The organism is Sulfuriferula sp. (assembly GCF_054605375.1).
Map to the genome: position 1 here is coordinate 58,912 of NZ_JBTSEG010000008.1, position 14,267 is coordinate 73,178.

Annotated in this window: 21 protein-coding genes and 1 tRNA gene; 16 read left to right on the forward strand and 6 right to left on the reverse strand. The window is 53.1% G+C overall.

Going from position 1 to position 14,267, the window contains the following annotated elements:
• Nucleotides 1–184 precede the first annotated feature (184 nt).
• The 9 genes from ACYCZJ_RS06730 to ACYCZJ_RS06770 all read left to right on the forward strand — a co-directional run bounded on the left by ACYCZJ_RS06730 (nucleotide 185) and on the right by ACYCZJ_RS06770 (nucleotide 6,231).
• On the forward strand, nucleotides 185–364 hold the full coding sequence (locus ACYCZJ_RS06730; RefSeq protein WP_461553453.1) for a hypothetical protein: 180 nt from the start codon (nucleotides 185–187) through the stop codon (nucleotides 362–364).
• Nucleotides 364–852 carry a urate hydroxylase PuuD gene (locus ACYCZJ_RS06735; RefSeq protein ID WP_461553499.1) on the forward strand — a complete coding sequence of 163 codons (489 nt, stop codon included), beginning with the start codon at nucleotides 364–366 and terminating at the stop codon, nucleotides 850–852. The genes ACYCZJ_RS06730 and ACYCZJ_RS06735 overlap by 1 nt, the downstream gene beginning before the upstream one ends.
• A 35-nt stretch (nucleotides 853–887) precedes the next feature.
• Nucleotides 888–1,469, forward strand: a complete 582-nt coding sequence (locus ACYCZJ_RS06740) for a superoxide dismutase (RefSeq protein WP_461553454.1) — start codon at nucleotides 888–890, stop codon at nucleotides 1,467–1,469.
• 75 nt (nucleotides 1,470–1,544) lie between these two features.
• Nucleotides 1,545–2,720: an acetylornithine/succinylornithine family transaminase gene (locus ACYCZJ_RS06745; protein ID WP_461553455.1), complete on the forward strand. Its 1,176-nt coding sequence runs from the start codon at nucleotides 1,545–1,547 to the stop codon at nucleotides 2,718–2,720.
• 1 nt (nucleotide 2,721) lies between these two features.
• A complete protein-coding gene (gene argF / locus ACYCZJ_RS06750; RefSeq protein ID WP_461553456.1) occupies nucleotides 2,722–3,645 on the forward strand; it encodes an ornithine carbamoyltransferase in 924 nt (307 codons plus the stop codon).
• Nucleotides 3,638–4,861, forward strand: coding sequence for an argininosuccinate synthase (locus tag ACYCZJ_RS06755; protein ID WP_461553457.1), 1,224 nt, complete (start codon nucleotides 3,638–3,640; stop codon nucleotides 4,859–4,861). The genes argF and ACYCZJ_RS06755 overlap by 8 nt, the downstream gene beginning before the upstream one ends.
• A 14-nt stretch (nucleotides 4,862–4,875) precedes the next feature.
• The gene (ppnP, locus tag ACYCZJ_RS06760) at nucleotides 4,876–5,187 is read left to right on the forward strand and encodes a pyrimidine/purine nucleoside phosphorylase (RefSeq protein WP_461553458.1); all 312 of its coding nucleotides are present in this window, start codon (nucleotides 4,876–4,878) and stop codon (nucleotides 5,185–5,187) included.
• 32 nt (nucleotides 5,188–5,219) lie between these two features.
• The gene (locus tag ACYCZJ_RS06765) at nucleotides 5,220–5,705 is read left to right on the forward strand and encodes a YajQ family cyclic di-GMP-binding protein (RefSeq protein WP_461553459.1); all 486 of its coding nucleotides are present in this window, start codon (nucleotides 5,220–5,222) and stop codon (nucleotides 5,703–5,705) included.
• Between the two features lie 91 nt (nucleotides 5,706–5,796).
• Nucleotides 5,797–6,231, forward strand: coding sequence for a CBS domain-containing protein (locus tag ACYCZJ_RS06770; RefSeq protein ID WP_461553460.1), 435 nt, complete (start codon nucleotides 5,797–5,799; stop codon nucleotides 6,229–6,231).
• Between the two features lie 12 nt (nucleotides 6,232–6,243).
• Here the strand turns inward: ACYCZJ_RS06770 and ACYCZJ_RS06775 are convergent, their stop codons facing one another.
• From ACYCZJ_RS06775 to ACYCZJ_RS06795, 5 genes are all read right to left on the reverse strand, one after another.
• Nucleotides 6,244–6,747, reverse strand: coding sequence for a DsrE family protein (locus ACYCZJ_RS06775; protein ID WP_461553461.1), 504 nt, complete (start codon nucleotides 6,745–6,747; stop codon nucleotides 6,244–6,246).
• Between the two features lie 46 nt (nucleotides 6,748–6,793).
• Entirely contained in the window at nucleotides 6,794–7,672 is an 879-nt protein-coding gene (gene rsgA, locus ACYCZJ_RS06780) for a ribosome small subunit-dependent GTPase A (protein ID WP_461553462.1), read from the reverse strand.
• Between the two features lie 110 nt (nucleotides 7,673–7,782).
• Nucleotides 7,783–8,121 carry a 4a-hydroxytetrahydrobiopterin dehydratase gene (locus tag ACYCZJ_RS06785; protein WP_461553463.1) on the reverse strand — a complete coding sequence of 113 codons (339 nt, stop codon included), beginning with the start codon at nucleotides 8,119–8,121 and terminating at the stop codon, nucleotides 7,783–7,785.
• Nucleotides 8,122–8,128: 7 nt separating this feature from the next.
• The gene (locus tag ACYCZJ_RS06790; protein ID WP_461553464.1) at nucleotides 8,129–8,434 is read right to left on the reverse strand and encodes a cytochrome c; all 306 of its coding nucleotides are present in this window, start codon (nucleotides 8,432–8,434) and stop codon (nucleotides 8,129–8,131) included.
• A 30-nt stretch (nucleotides 8,435–8,464) separates the two neighbouring features.
• A complete protein-coding gene (locus tag ACYCZJ_RS06795; protein WP_461553465.1) occupies nucleotides 8,465–9,712 on the reverse strand; it encodes a M48 family metallopeptidase in 1,248 nt (415 codons plus the stop codon).
• Nucleotides 9,713–9,757: 45 nt separating this feature from the next.
• Between ACYCZJ_RS06795 and orn the strand changes: the two genes are divergently transcribed.
• Both orn and ACYCZJ_RS06805 read left to right on the forward strand, forming a co-directional pair.
• Entirely contained in the window at nucleotides 9,758–10,306 is a 549-nt protein-coding gene (gene orn, locus ACYCZJ_RS06800; RefSeq protein ID WP_461553500.1) for an oligoribonuclease, read from the forward strand.
• Between the two features lie 3 nt (nucleotides 10,307–10,309).
• Complete coding sequence (locus ACYCZJ_RS06805; protein WP_461553466.1) at nucleotides 10,310–10,825, forward strand: retropepsin-like aspartic protease family protein; 516 nt, start codon at nucleotides 10,310–10,312, stop codon at nucleotides 10,823–10,825.
• Nucleotides 10,826–10,849: 24 nt separating this feature from the next.
• Here the strand turns inward: ACYCZJ_RS06805 and ACYCZJ_RS06810 are convergent, their stop codons facing one another.
• Nucleotides 10,850–11,638, reverse strand: coding sequence for a pseudouridine synthase (locus ACYCZJ_RS06810; RefSeq protein ID WP_461553467.1), 789 nt, complete (start codon nucleotides 11,636–11,638; stop codon nucleotides 10,850–10,852).
• A 46-nt stretch (nucleotides 11,639–11,684) separates the two neighbouring features.
• On the opposite strand from ACYCZJ_RS06810, the gene ACYCZJ_RS06815 reads away from it, so the two are divergent.
• The 5 genes from ACYCZJ_RS06815 to ACYCZJ_RS06835 all read left to right on the forward strand — a co-directional run bounded on the left by ACYCZJ_RS06815 (nucleotide 11,685) and on the right by ACYCZJ_RS06835 (nucleotide 14,154).
• Nucleotides 11,685–11,759 (forward strand) — tRNA-Val (locus ACYCZJ_RS06815).
• 117 nt (nucleotides 11,760–11,876) lie between these two features.
• The gene (locus ACYCZJ_RS06820) at nucleotides 11,877–12,287 is read left to right on the forward strand and encodes a hypothetical protein (RefSeq protein WP_461553468.1); all 411 of its coding nucleotides are present in this window, start codon (nucleotides 11,877–11,879) and stop codon (nucleotides 12,285–12,287) included.
• Between the two features lie 37 nt (nucleotides 12,288–12,324).
• Nucleotides 12,325–12,855: a site-specific integrase gene (locus tag ACYCZJ_RS06825; RefSeq protein WP_461553469.1), complete on the forward strand. Its 531-nt coding sequence runs from the start codon at nucleotides 12,325–12,327 to the stop codon at nucleotides 12,853–12,855.
• 73 nt (nucleotides 12,856–12,928) lie between these two features.
• Nucleotides 12,929–13,660 carry a hypothetical protein gene (locus ACYCZJ_RS06830; RefSeq protein WP_461553470.1) on the forward strand — a complete coding sequence of 244 codons (732 nt, stop codon included), beginning with the start codon at nucleotides 12,929–12,931 and terminating at the stop codon, nucleotides 13,658–13,660.
• On the forward strand, nucleotides 13,660–14,154 hold the full coding sequence (locus ACYCZJ_RS06835; RefSeq protein WP_461553471.1) for a type II toxin-antitoxin system VapC family toxin: 495 nt from the start codon (nucleotides 13,660–13,662) through the stop codon (nucleotides 14,152–14,154). Before ACYCZJ_RS06830 ends, ACYCZJ_RS06835 begins: the two co-directional genes overlap by 1 nt.
• Nucleotides 14,155–14,267 lie beyond the last annotated feature (113 nt).

A 14,267-nucleotide genomic window follows, 5' to 3' on the forward strand; every position in this document is an offset into this window, starting at 1 on the left:
GTGCATGCTCATTCGTTTCGGAAGCGGCGATTTGGGGGATATTTAACCCAGACCGGCTTTTTTCAGTTTAGTTGCCAGACGTTATAGCAGGCTGTTGAAATTCATGTCATTCGAATTCAACGTAGAACAGAATCCAAAAACGCCTAACCGATACTTTACTTAAAAACAGCCCTTGCCGCCTGGCATGGTTTCGGCTCAATATACGGCTGATGCATTTGTTGCCCGCCGCTGCCAGAAAACTCCTGAGGAAAATAAAATTGTGAAAAATCCATTGGATTCATTGTGGGGGACGATTATTTCCGGTCTGATACTGACCGTGGTGCTGTATGTGTTTCTTAAAAACTTTTTGTTGCCGGGGGTATGATGGAACTTGTACCGGCGCTGGCCAGATGGCTGCACCTGATGGCAGGTGTAATGTGGATCGGGCTCCTGTATTATTTTAATTTCGTGCAGGTCGATGCCATGAAAGCGGCAACCGCCGACGGTAGTGCCGCCGGTATCAGCAAGCATGTCGCGCCGCGCGCATTGCTGTTTTTCCGCTGGTCGGCGTTGGTGACCTGGCTGGCCGGGGCCGCATTGCTGGGGCCTTATTTCAAAACGGCATTCAGCCTGCAGCCATCCCATGCCGTGATCGGGATAGGGGCTTGGCTGGGTACGATAATGTTGTTCAATGTATGGGTATTGATATGGCCCAATCAACGGAAAATCCTGGGTTTGGCCAAGGCCACCGATGCCCAGAAGAATACTGCACGCAGGGTGGCTTTCCTGGCGTCGCGTACCAATACCATGCTATCCATTCCCATGCTGTTTTTTATGGCAGCGGGGGCGCATAGCGGCGTATATGGCTTTTAAGTTTGTTTATCAATGATCTGTTAAAGGAGAAAACGATGATCCATGAATTACCGGTCTTACCCTACGCAAAAGATGCTTTGCAACCGCATATTTCTGCGGAAACTCTCGAGTATCACTATGGCAAGCACCATCAGGCCTATGTGACCAACCTGAATAACCTGATCAAGGGCAACGAATTTGAAAGCATGACCCTGGAAGAAATCATCAAGAAATCTTCCGGCGGGGTATTCAATAACGCAGCCCAGGTGTGGAATCATACTTTTTACTGGAACTGTCTCAGCCCTAACGGTGGTGGTGAGCCAAGTGGCGCGCTGGGCGATGCCATCAAGGCCAAGTGGGGTTCATTTGATGCGTTCAAAGAAGCTTTCGGCAAGGCTGCTGTAGGCACTTTCGGATCAGGCTGGGCGTGGCTGGTCAAAATGGCTGATGGCCAGATTGATATTGTCTCGACCAGTAATGCAGCGACACCGATGACCAGCGGCCAAAAAGCGCTGATGACCTGCGATGTGTGGGAACATGCCTACTATGTGGACTATCGTAACGCCCGTCCCAAATATGTAGAGGCGTTCTGGAATCTGGTAAACTGGGATTTCGTGTCGCAAAATTACGCGGCCTGAAGTTAGCAATTGGTATGACCTCACGGCGGCGTAAGCCGCCGTGTGCTTTTTAACCCTCTCTATAAGTCAATGGCTATGTCTTATTTGATGAATACTTATGCGCGTCAGCCCGTGGCGTTTGTTCGCGGTGAAGGCGTGTGGCTGTGGGACGAGGCCGGTGACAAATATATGGATGCATTGGCAGGCGTCGCCGTCAATGGGCTGGGGCATGCCCATCCCAAGCTGGCTGCCGCACTCTGCGAACAGGCGCGCACGCTGATCCATACGTCGAATCACTACGAAATTCCGCTGCAGGAAGAACTCGCTGAGCGTTTATGCCGGTTATCCGGTATGGACAAGGTGTTTTTCTGCAACTCGGGATGTGAGGCCAACGAAGCAGCGATCAAGCTGGCGCGGCTGTATGGTCACCAGAAAGGCATCACCACCCCCACGATTATTGTCATGGAAAAATCTTTTCATGGGCGCACCATGGCAACGCTGACGGCGACTGGCAACCGCAAGGTACAGGCCGGTTTCGAACCATTATTGACGGGTTTTGCGCGGGTGCCCTATAACGATGTCGAGGCGGTGCGTCAGGTTGCCGAGCATAATCAGGAGGTGGTTGCCATCCTGGTAGAGCCGATACAGGGTGAAGGCGGCGTCAATATCCCGGATGAAGAATACCTGGGCGCGTTGCGCAGGATTTGTGACGATAAGGGCTGGCTGTTGATGCTGGATGAAGTGCAGACCGGCATCGGCCGCACCGGTACCTGGTTTGGTTTCCAGCACACCACACTGCTGCCGGATGTGATTGCATCCGCCAAAGGCTTGGGCTCGGGCATGCCGATTGGTGCCTGCCTCGCACGCGGGGCTGCAGCGGAAGTATTCCAGCCCGGTAACCACGGCTCAACATTTGGCGGCAATCCGCTGGCCTGTGCAGCAGGACTGGCGACTTTGCGGATCATCGAAGAGGACGGCCTGCTGGCTAACGCGTCCCGTACCGGTGGCGAAATTGAGGCCGGTCTCAAACGTGAGCTGGATGGTGTGACGGGCATCAGGCAGATACGCAGCCTGGGTATGATGATCGGGATTGAACTGGATCGCCCTTGTGGCGAATTGGTCAAGCTGGCACGGGAACAACACTTGTTGATTAACGTGACTGCCGACAATGTGGTGCGGCTGGTGCCGCCGCTGGTGATGACTTCGGAAGAGGCCGCGCTGCTGGTGGCCGGACTGGGACCTCTTATCCGCGCATTTCTGGGTGGGACTTGAGATGGCACCGATCAAACACTTTCTGCAGTTCCAGGACTTAAATCGCAGCGAATTTGAACATATATTCAAGCGTGCCAATTTTATCAAGGCGCGGTTCAAGAATTATGAACCTCATCACCCGCTGGTGGATCGTACGCTGGCCATGATATTCGAGAAGCAGTCCACTCGCACCCGGTTGTCATTTGAAGCCGGCATGCATCAACTGGGCGGCTCGGCGATTTACCTCAATACCCGTGATACCCAGTTGGGGCGCGGCGAGCCGGTCGAGGATGCGGCACAGGTGATTTCGCGCATGGTGGATATCGTGATGATCCGCACCTTCGAGCAGGGTATTATCGAACGCTTCGCTGCACACTCCCGCGTGCCGGTGATCAACGGCCTCACCAACGAATACCATCCATGCCAGATCATGGCAGACATCTTCACATTCATAGAACGTCACGGCTGCATCAAGGGCAAGACGGTGGCGTGGATCGGCGATTCCAACAATATGTGCAATACCTGGCTGCAGGCTGCCGTGGTGCTGGATTTCAATGTGCACGTATCGACCCCGCCCGGATATGAAGTCGAGCCGGAACGTGCGGGTCTATATGACACGACCCACTACGAGAGCTTCACTGATCCCATGGAAGCCTGCCGCGATGCTGATCTGGTCACTACCGATGTGTGGACCAGCATGGGCTTCGAGGCTGAAAATGAGGAACGTCTGCGCAATTTTCAGGACTGGCAGGTGGATGCAGACATGATGCGCGTTGCAGTCAAGGATGCGTTATTCATGCATTGTCTGCCCGCGCATCGGGGCGAGGAAGTGGCGGCGGAGGTTATTGACGGTCCGCAAAGTGTGGTGTGGGACGAAGCTGAAAATCGCTTGCATACCCAAAAAGCGTTGATGGAATATTTATTGTTGGGAAAAATAAATGAGTGACGTGAAAAAAGTTGTGCTGGCCTATTCAGGCGGCCTGGACACTTCGGTGATCCTGAAGTGGTTGCAGGACAGTTATCAGTGTGAAGTGGTGACGTTTACTGCGGATATCGGTCAAGGCGAAGAGCTGGAACCGGCCCGTGAGAAAGCCACAAAATTCGGCGTCAAGGAAATCTTCATTGATGATTTGCGTGAAGAGTTCGTGCGCGATTTCGTGTTTCCCATGTTCCGTGCCAATACGGTATACGAAGGTGAATACCTGCTGGGAACATCCATCGCGCGACCACTGATTGCCAAGCGCCTGATCGAAATCGCCAATCTCACCGGAGCCGATGCCATCTCGCACGGTGCCACCGGCAAGGGCAACGACCAGGTACGCTTCGAACTGGGTGCTTATGCGCTCAATCCAGATATCAAAATCATTGCGCCGTGGCGCGAGTGGGATTTGTTGTCGCGTGAAAAATTGCTGGCCTACGCGGAGACCCACGGCATCCCTGTGGAGATGAAGCACAAGGCGGGCGGCAGCCCTTACAGCATGGATGCCAACCTGCTGCATATTTCCTATGAGGGGCGTGCGCTGGAAAATCCGGCAGACGAGCCAGAAGAGGATATGTGGCGCTGGACAGTATCACCGGAAAAGGCGCCCGATGCGGCCGAATATGTCGATCTGGAATTTAGCCGTGGCGATATCGTGGGTATCAACGGCCAGGCGATGAGCGCGGCAACCGTGCTGGCGGAATTGAATCGGCTGGGTGGCAAGCATGGGATAGGCCGCCAGGATCTGGTGGAAAACCGTTATGTGGGGATGAAGTCGCGCGGTTGTTATGAAACGCCGGGTGGAGCCATCATGCTCAAGGCACATCGCGCCATTGAATCCATCACGCTGGACCGCGAGGTGGCGCATCTCAAGGACGATCTGATGCCGCGTTACGCCAGCCTGATTTACAACGGATACTGGTGGAGTCCGGAGCGGGTCATGCTGCAAACCATGATCGACGCGTCGCAGGCTACGGTGAATGGCTGGGTGAGAATCAAGCTCTACAAGGGCAACGTGATTGTCGTGGGGCGCGATTCCAAAACCGATTCACTGTTCGATGCCACCATCGCCACATTTGAAGACGACGCGGGTGCCTATAACCAGGCGGATGCCGCAGGTTTCATCAAGCTGAATGCGTTGCGTTTGCGTATCGCCGCCAAACTTAAAAACCGTAGTCACTAATTCGGGAACAGGTCATGTCTCAATTCGACAATGTCAGCGTGGTTAAACAGGCCAACGTCTATTTCGATGGCAAATGCGTATCGCATACCGTGGTATTTGCCGATGGCAGCAAAAAAAGCGTGGGCGTGATTTTCCCCAGCCAGTTGGTGTTCAACACCGGCGCGCCGGAAATCATGGAAATCAACGGTGGTGTGTGCAAAGTGAAGCTGGCTGGCGAAACCGACTGGAAAACCTACAAAGCTGGCGAGCAGTTTTCAGTGCCCGGCAATAGCAAATTCGATATAGAAACCATGGAAACGCTGGATTACGTTTGCCATTTTGGCTGATATGTTCAGCAAATACTGATCGGGAGTTTGATATGCCCTCATTTGATATTGTCTCAGAAGTAGACAAGCAGGAAGTCAAGAATGCGGTCGAACAGGTTAACAAGGAAGTCTCGACACGCTTTGACTTCAAGGGATCGGATGCGCGTATTGAGCAAGCGGAATACGTGCTTACAGTTTATGCAGACGATGATTTCAAGCTTGATCAGGTGCAGGAAATCCTCAATAACAAGCTTATTAAACGGGGTATTGATATCAAATGCCTGGAAGTTGGAAAGTCGGAAAAAGTGAGCGGGAACAAGGTCAAGCGGAGTGCGACGGTAAAAACCGGCGTGGAAAGTGATCTTGCCAAGCAGATCGTCCGCATCATCAAGGACAGCAAGCTCAAGGTGCAGGCCAGCATTCAGGGTGAAGCAGTGCGCGTTACCGGCGCCAAGCGTGATCTGTTACAGGAGACGATTGCGCTGGTGCGCAAGAACATCAGCGATTTTCCGTTGCAATTCCAGAATTTCAGGGATTGATCTGCACAGGAACATACGGCTTTCACGGGCGCATGGCATCTGATATTCTGTAGGTGTATTTTCAAGCAGGTTTGCCGGGAGCAGTGATCAAATGATTATTCGTGAAATTCTGACTATCAAGGGCGGCGATATTTTCTCCATCGACCCGGATCAACCGGTCTCAGAAGCGGTTGAGGTGATGGTGAAGCACGATGTCGGCTCATTAATCGTACGTCAGAACGGTACCATGGTCGGCTTGCTTACCGAGCGTGACGTGCTGCGCGGGTTGAATGTGCGTGGCTGTGCGCTGATTGCGGTTAAGGTCAGTGACATGATGGCGACTGAACCCATTATCGGCAATCCTGATGACACCGTGGATTACGTGCGCGGCGTGATGACCGAAAATCGCATCAGTCACCTGCCGGTCATGGACGGTGAAACATTGCTGGGTGTGATTTCTTTCCACGATGTGGCACGCGCCTGCCTGAATGCGGCAGATTTCGAAAACCGTTTGCTCAAGCGCTACATCAAACACTGGCCGGAATAAACGCTTGACCCTTCAGCGGATCGCCTCAATCGAAAATTTCTTGAACTGCACGTTCGGGGTGATCAGCGCATAACCCTGCATTTGCCAGTAGGCCAGTTCGGTGATGGCATTCGGCACGATCTGGATAAAGTCCTGAAAATCGCGCGCACTGTAGCCGTATTCTTCAGCGGCATAGCCACATACCTTGAAACTTACTCCAAAATCCGCGTAGTAACGCATCCGGTCCACGGCATCCTTGTATTTTGCTTCGTTTTTCTTCGCGACGGTGACGATTTCCGTACCGTGTATCACTACCTTGATATCCAGTTGTTCCGGAGAATAACCATAGGGCTCTTCCAGTAAGGGATTCATCAGGGAGCGTATCCAGTACAGGGCGCTACCGATTTTCTGCGGGTCGTCCAGATAAAAATCAAATACGACCTTGGCTGGCTGGTAAGGTGTTTTGACAATCGTCGCTTCGGCCAGGGCGGATGTCGGCCAGGCCAATAGCGAAACCATAAACATGCGTCTTTTCATGATTATCCCCCCGCAGTGAATAATCTGTTTATAGACCTTTTCCTGTTTACGATTTCAAACCAGCGAGTATTTGCCGATAGGCGGTCAGGCGGCCTGGCGTGATTTCCCCCGCGGCCGCAGCTTGCGTGACGGCACAGTCAGGTTCGTGCAGATGGCGGCAATTGCTGAATCTGCAATGGCCAATGTAAGGGCGAAACTCGATAAAGTAGCGGTCAAGCTGGGCGGGCTCGATGTGATTCAGGCCGAACTCCTGCATGCCTGGCGAATCGATCAATCTGCTCGAATCATCCAGTTTGTACATGCGGGCACCAGTGGTGGTGTGGCGTCCTGAGTCGAGTGCCTCGGATACTTCTCCCACTGTCGTGCGGGCCTCGGGCGCCAGCGCGTTGATCAAGCTGGATTTCCCCATGCCCGATTGACCCACAAAGACACTGATCTGTCCTGACAGATAGGGTCGTAACGCGCTGATATCCTGATGTGCCGAGAGCGCCAGCAGTGGATAGCCCAGCTTGATGTAAGGCTCAAGGCGATGCTGCGCAGCGTAGGCGGGCTCTCCCAGATCATACTTGTTCAGACAGATGAGCGCCGGGATGGCCGCCGCTTCGGCGGCAACGAGACAACGGTTGATCAGCAAATCATAAAAACTGGGGACGGGTGCGACCACAATGACGATGCGTGACACATTGGCGGCGATCAGTTTACTGCGGTGCGCGACTGAGCGATGCAGCAGATTTTGACGCGGGAGTATGGATTCGATGACACCTTGCCCTGAAGATGTGGGCAGAAAAACCACGTGATCTCCGCAGGCAATGCCGCTACGCTTGCCACGCGATACGCATTCGATTTGCGTGTCGCCGGTTTCAACCTGATAGTGTCTTCCGAAAGTGGCGGTAACCAGCCCCTGCAGGGGTAAAGGCGCGGTCATGGGTTCTGGAGACAGGTATGGCGGATCATGCCGCTATTCTATTTCACTTGGGCTTGCCGTAGCGAAATCGACGTACTTAATTATCCGGAATGACAGTACGCAAGACCATGCTAAAGATGGAACAGGGCATCCACCTTGGCGGCACAGATGAAATCGTTTTCAGATAAGCCGGCCAGTGCATGAGTAGTGTATTCCACACGACACTGGTTGTAGCCTGAATGGAGATCGGGATGATGATTTTCGCGGTGGGATATCCAGGCGACCGCATTCACGAATGCCATGGCCTGGTAATGGTCTTTAAAGCTGTAGGTTTTTGTGATGCGTGTGCCGTTCTGTTCCCAGCCATCCAGTTGCACCAGAAACGCTGCAATGGCAGACGGGGTCAATGCAGCGCTACCACCCTCGCAAGGCCGGCAGGATTTGGCGGCAAGATCACAAATGTCTGCCATCGTGACTTTACTTGAACTTGTAGTATTGCTGGTTCAGATAGGCATCCACATGCATTTCATCTTCTGGAAACCAGTTGGCGCCAGTATTCGCATTACATGCCGCGACGCGCGCAGCGAGTTGCTGCGGATTTTTGACCTTGTGATCGGCGCGAGTATAAATTTTGGAGCCATCACCACCGACCATAGAGGCGTGGCAGCTTACGCAGGATTTATCCACCAGCATTTTGCCGACCTTCGGGTCGCCTTTGCCGAAGGGGGCGGCATAGAGTGGGGCGGCGGCAAGTAACAATGCAACTGTAAGCAAAGATTTCATGCGTAGGTCCTTTGTAATAGAGATGGCATATTAATTATGCGCCGCTGTTTGCAGGCGCGCGATGCGCTGCTGCGCATCCGGATGCGAATTATAGAACATGGCGTAGAGAGGATCCGGAGTCAGTGTAGACGCATTGTCCCGATATAGCTTGGTCAGCGCACTGATCAGGCTGTGCGCCCGGGTTTGTACGGCGGCATACTGATCTGCCTCGAACTCGTGTTTGCGTGAATAAAGGCTGCTCAGCGGTTGCAGCAGAAAGGTGAATACCGGCAGCACCAGAAAAAACAGCACCAGCGCCATGCCTGTGGTGTGGCTGGTCACATTCAGGCCGCTAAAAAACCAGGTTTGAGCCATCAGCCAGTTGAGTATCCACAAAAACGCCAAACTGGCTGTAAAAATCCAGGCCATGCGCTTGATCACATGGCGGCGCTTGAAATGGCCCAGTTCGTGTGCGAGCACGGCTTCCACCTCGTCTGCTTCAAGGTGTTTGAGCAAGGTATCAAACAGTACAATACGTTTGGTTTTGCCAAAACCGGTGAAATAGGCATTGCCATGGCTGCTGCGTTTGGAACCATCCATGACGAACAGGCCTTGTGCGGTAAAGCCGCATTTTTGCAGCAACTGTTCGATGCGTGATTTGAGTGTGCCATTTTCCATGGGCTCAAAACGGTTAAACAAGGGTGCAATGAAAGTAGGGTAAATGGCGAGCAGCGTCAGATTGAACCCCACCCAAACCAGCCAGGCATACAACCACCATAGGCTGCCCGAGGCCTGCATCAGCCAAAGCACGGCAAATAGCAGGGGTAAGCCCAGCAGCGCACCAATGGTGGCTTGCATGAACGAATCAATCAAAAAACGCTTGAATGTCATGGTGTTAAAGCCGAAGCGGTTTTCAATGACAAATTTTCGGTATAAATCCAGAGGCAGTTCGATGATTGCACCGATGACCATCACGCTGGTGATGAGCAAGATATTGCGCAGTATTTCCGAGGCGTATGCACCAGACAAGGCTGTATCCAGCCATTGCAGTCCGCCGCCCAGGGTAAAGGCCAGCAATACAGCCGCTTCTACTATAATTTGCAGGAATGACAGCCGGGTTTTAGCGAGCGTATAGTCCGCCGCTTTGTGGTGCTGGGCCAGCGTGATTGCATCCGTAAATGCAGCAGGTACGGTATTTCGATGACTGGCAACAAAACGCAAATGACGTTGCCCCAGCCACATTCGCACCGATATGCTGATTGCCAGGGCGGCAATGAAGATAAGAGTGAATGTATTCATTGTGCGATTATGACACAATTGCCCTTTTACTTTTGAATGGACATGATGGCTCAAGATAACAACAACCTGATCTGGATAGACATGGAAATGTCCGGTTTGCTCCCCGATAGTGACCGTATTCTGGAAGTGGCGCTGGTGGTGACGGACGCCCAGCTCAATACGGTGGCTGAAGCCCCGGTGCTGGTCGTACATCAGTCCGATGCCGTGCTGGACGGTATGGATAACTGGAACAAGGGTACGCACGGGCGCTCCGGTCTGATTGACAAGGTCAAGACATCCGCCATGGATGAAGCTGCCGTGGAAAATCAGATGATCGAGTTCCTGGCGCAATATGTGGGTAAAGGCATTTCACCCATGTGCGGGAACTCGATTTGCCAGGATCGCCGGTTTCTGGCGCGTTACATGCCCCAACTGGAAGCCTATTTCCATTACCGTAATCTGGACGTCAGTACACTGAAGGAACTGGTCAAGCGCTGGAAACCCTCTGTTGCAAAAGGTTTTCTCAAAGAAAGCAAGCACGAGGCGCTGGCCGATATTTACGATTCCATCGTCGAACTCAAATTCTACCGCGACAACTTCATTAACCTGACGTAAAGCATGGGAGATAATCCGCACCGCCGCGGTGGTCTCATCATGCTGGCGATCGCCTGGGTCATATTGTTTGTCGGCGCATACTGGTATTTTGAGGCGCGCCTGACTCACATTGCCAATCCCAATCGTGCCGAAGTGCTGGCGCTACAGCATGGTGAAGTACGCCTGCAGCGTAATCCGCAAGGCCATTATCTGGCGCAGGGGGAGATCAACGGTCAGCGTGTCACGTTTCTGGTGGATACAGGCGCTACCCGTGTTGCCCTGTCCCCCGGCCTTGCGCAAAAGTTGGCGTTGGCTCGTGGAGCTGTGGCGACCGTGCAAACCGCCAATGGCCCCGCAAAGGCTTATCAGACCAGCTTGAAAACTGTCCGCCTGGGTTCAATCGAGGTCCATGATGTGGCTGCATTGATTACCACGGGCCTCGATGATGACACGGTATTGCTGGGGATGAGCTTTCTCAAGCAGATGGAATTCACTCAGCGCGGCTCCGAACTAACCCTCAAACCGCTGGGTCATATGTGATCCTGGGTCTTGCTATTGCCATACTCAGAATTTCTCATCCGTCGCAAGATAACGCCATTGCCCGACCGGCAACTCACCCAGTTTTACCGCGCCGATCCGTACACGCTTCAGGCCAACGACCTTGAGGCCCACCAATTCGCACATGCGGCGAATTTGGCGCTTTTTGCCTTCACGCAGGATAAAACTCAATTGATCCTGGTTCTGCCACGTTACGCGCGCCGGGCGCAGCGCTACATCATCCAGTTTCAGGCCGTGATTGAGCAATTTGAGGCCTTCGGCGCTGAGTTTTCCCTGCACCCGCACCAGATATTCCTTGTCGGCACTGGAGTCTTCGCCGATCAGCTGTTTGGCAATTCGTCCATCCTGTGTCAACACCAGTAAACCGGTGGAATCAATATCCAGCCGCCCGGCAGGTGCCAGCCCGCGCACGTGTTCGTTGGAAAAACGTATGCCTGAGCGGTCATCAGCATAATGATTGGGCGCTGTCACCAGCGTTGCCGCTGGTTTGTAGCCGTCTTCCGCCTGGGCCGACACAAATCCCACCGGCTTGTTCAGCAGTATCGTCACCCGGCTGCCCTGTTCGTGCTGCGCTTGCCGTGCTAGCTCTATGCGGCAATCTGGCGACACCTTGCTACCCAGCTCGTTGACCAGCAGACCGTCCACCTTCACCCAGCCGCGTTCGATATAAACATCCGCCTCGCGCCGCGAGCACAGACCACGTTCAGACATGAGTTTGGAGAGTCGAATCGTTTCCACAATACAGGCCAGTGTAAAAGCCCGAATTTTACGCGACACCGGGTCGATTGCGCGCAATTTGTTTGACTGAAAAAGCCCTCTGTGATTAAATGCGCGCCTTATTGGGCGGTTAGCTCAGTGGTAGAGCACTGCCTTCACACGGCAGGGGTCGACAGTTCGAAACTGCCACCGCCCACCAAACAATACAATGGCTTAGGTAAATACCTGGGCCATATTTGTTTCTAAATTTGCCATTTCGGGACAATTTTGGGACACTAAGCTTTCAGCGCGTAATCAACTGAAAGCGGGTGTCCAAATGGCAACTCTCGAAAAACGCGGCGACTACTGGCGGGCAAAAATTCGTCGAAAAGGTTTTCCGATCCAGTCGCGCTCGTTCGACACAAAAATTCAGGCCGAAAAATGGGCGCGCGATATTGAAAACGATATGGACAAAGGCGTTTTCGTAGATCGCACTGAAGCTGAAAAGAACACCCTTGGAGATGTTCTTGCTCGCTACCATGACGAAGTAACTCCACTGAAACGAGGTGCAGGCGCCGAAGCTCCCCGACTGCGCGCCATGATGCGACGCCCACTTGCGGAACTTAAAATCGCAGCCTTATCCAGCGCCCACATCGCTAAATACCGTGATGGCCGCTTAAAAGAAGTGGCCGGGGCTACACAAGGAACTCAACCTCATCGCTCACGCGCTGGAAACTGCCCGCCGTGAATGGGGCATTCACATCCCGGAAAACCCGGTTCGCCTGGTGCGCCGGCCGCAAGGGGCCAAACCAAGAGATCGGCGTCTAGTTGGTGATGAAGCGCAACGCCTTCTTGTCGCATGCGCAGATACGCGCAATCCGTTCCTGCTACCCATCGTCAAACTGGCAATTGAAACCGCCATGCGTCAAGGTGAGCTTGTCAGCCTGGATTGGAAGCACGTTGACCTGACAAAACCTAGCGCCTATTTGCCAGAGACCAAAAACGGCGAGCCCCGTGGTGTGCCACTCTCCACCACAGCCGTAGCCACAATCCGTGCGCTGCCACGTTCGACTATCGGCAAGCTATTTCCCGGGGTTACAACCGAGGCAGTTAAGCGCGCGTTCATGCGCGCCTGTGAGCGGGCTGAGATTGAGGATTTTCATTTTCACGATTTGCGTCATGAGGCCACTAGCCGCCTTTTCGAGAAAGGGCTGAATCCACTGGAAGTGGCCAGCATTACGGGCCACAAAACGCTACAAATGCTCAAACGGTATACGCATTTGCGAGCGGAGGACCTTGCTCGGAAGTTGGGTTAATTAAACTGGCTAACAGCTCAAACGGCTACCCACCAACTAAACTCAGTGTCACAATGCGCATGAGGCTTAGAATATGGACAAACTAATTATTTATGATTTCCGGATTGATGCTTGGACACCCGAGACGCTACCTATGTCACGGCTTGCCGAGTATCTGGCGAGATTATCGACCCTGTTCGGGAGCAAGGAACACGTACACTTCATGAAAGTGCGAAAGGGTAGCGCTGTGCCCGAAATCGCAGTTGATCCGACAGCCAATCCCAAAGTCGTTGCGAGACTCAAGCTAGTAGGTACGCCAGATGCACCAGAAGAAGTCAGCCGGGCGCAACAGGATATCAACCACATGCTGCGCGATGATGGCGCCACGGCCTACCTTCGCATCAAAGGCGGCGCCAAGATTCTTGAATTTTCGGGTGCCAAAACACCACTAGCCGAGGAAGTGGTGCTTTTCGAGCAAGGTGAACTTGAGGGCATGGTAATTCGCATCGGCGGCAAAGACGAGACCGTACCGGTCATGCTGGAAGGTGAGGACGGTACCTATTACCGATGCAACACCAAACGCGAAACGGCAAAACAACTAGCCCCTTATCTTTTTGGCCAACGCGTGCGCATCCACGGGCGTGGAAAATGGCGAAGGACGCAGGAACGCGCTTGGGAGCTCGACAATTTCGACATTAAAAGCTTCGAACCCCTCGATGAAGCGCCGCTGGTGGATGTCATCGAGACACTGCGCAGGATCGAAGGCAGCGAGTGGAACGAGATGGATAACCCGCAAGAAGAACTTAAAAAGTTGCGGGGCGATTAATGGTCGTTTTCGATGCTTCCGTCTTGATTGACCTGTTTAATAAGCGTCTTAAAGGCGACCGCCGGGCGAAGCTCGACCACCTCGTCGAAACTCTTCAAAAAAAGCGCACCACCATACTCATTCCAACACCTGCATTATCGGAATTCATGGCACGCGCAGGCAGTGCACGCGATGAATATTTCCGTAAGCTCAACTCTTCAAGCAATTTCCGCATTGCACCATTCGGAGCCAAAGCCGCAATGGAATGTGCGCTAATGATCAGCGAAGCATTAACGAGTGGCGACAAAAAGGCCAAGGCAAAAACTTGGGCGAAAGCAAAGTTCGACTGGCAAATTGTTGCCATCGCAAAATCCGAAAATGCCACAACCATTTATTCTGACGACGGCGATATCGCGCGCATTGGCAAACGGGCGAATATCGCCGTCATCAAAACCGATGACTTGCCGCTGCCGGCTTCAGCGCGGCAACATCACTTAGATTTAAATACCGAGTAGTTTCCGGTTATAGGCCAAATTATTTATCCAACTTGGCAGCCAGTTCGGTGACAACGAATCAAAAGAGGCTTGATTTTATCTCCGCGCGCGGTGTGGCATGAACCATCATAGCA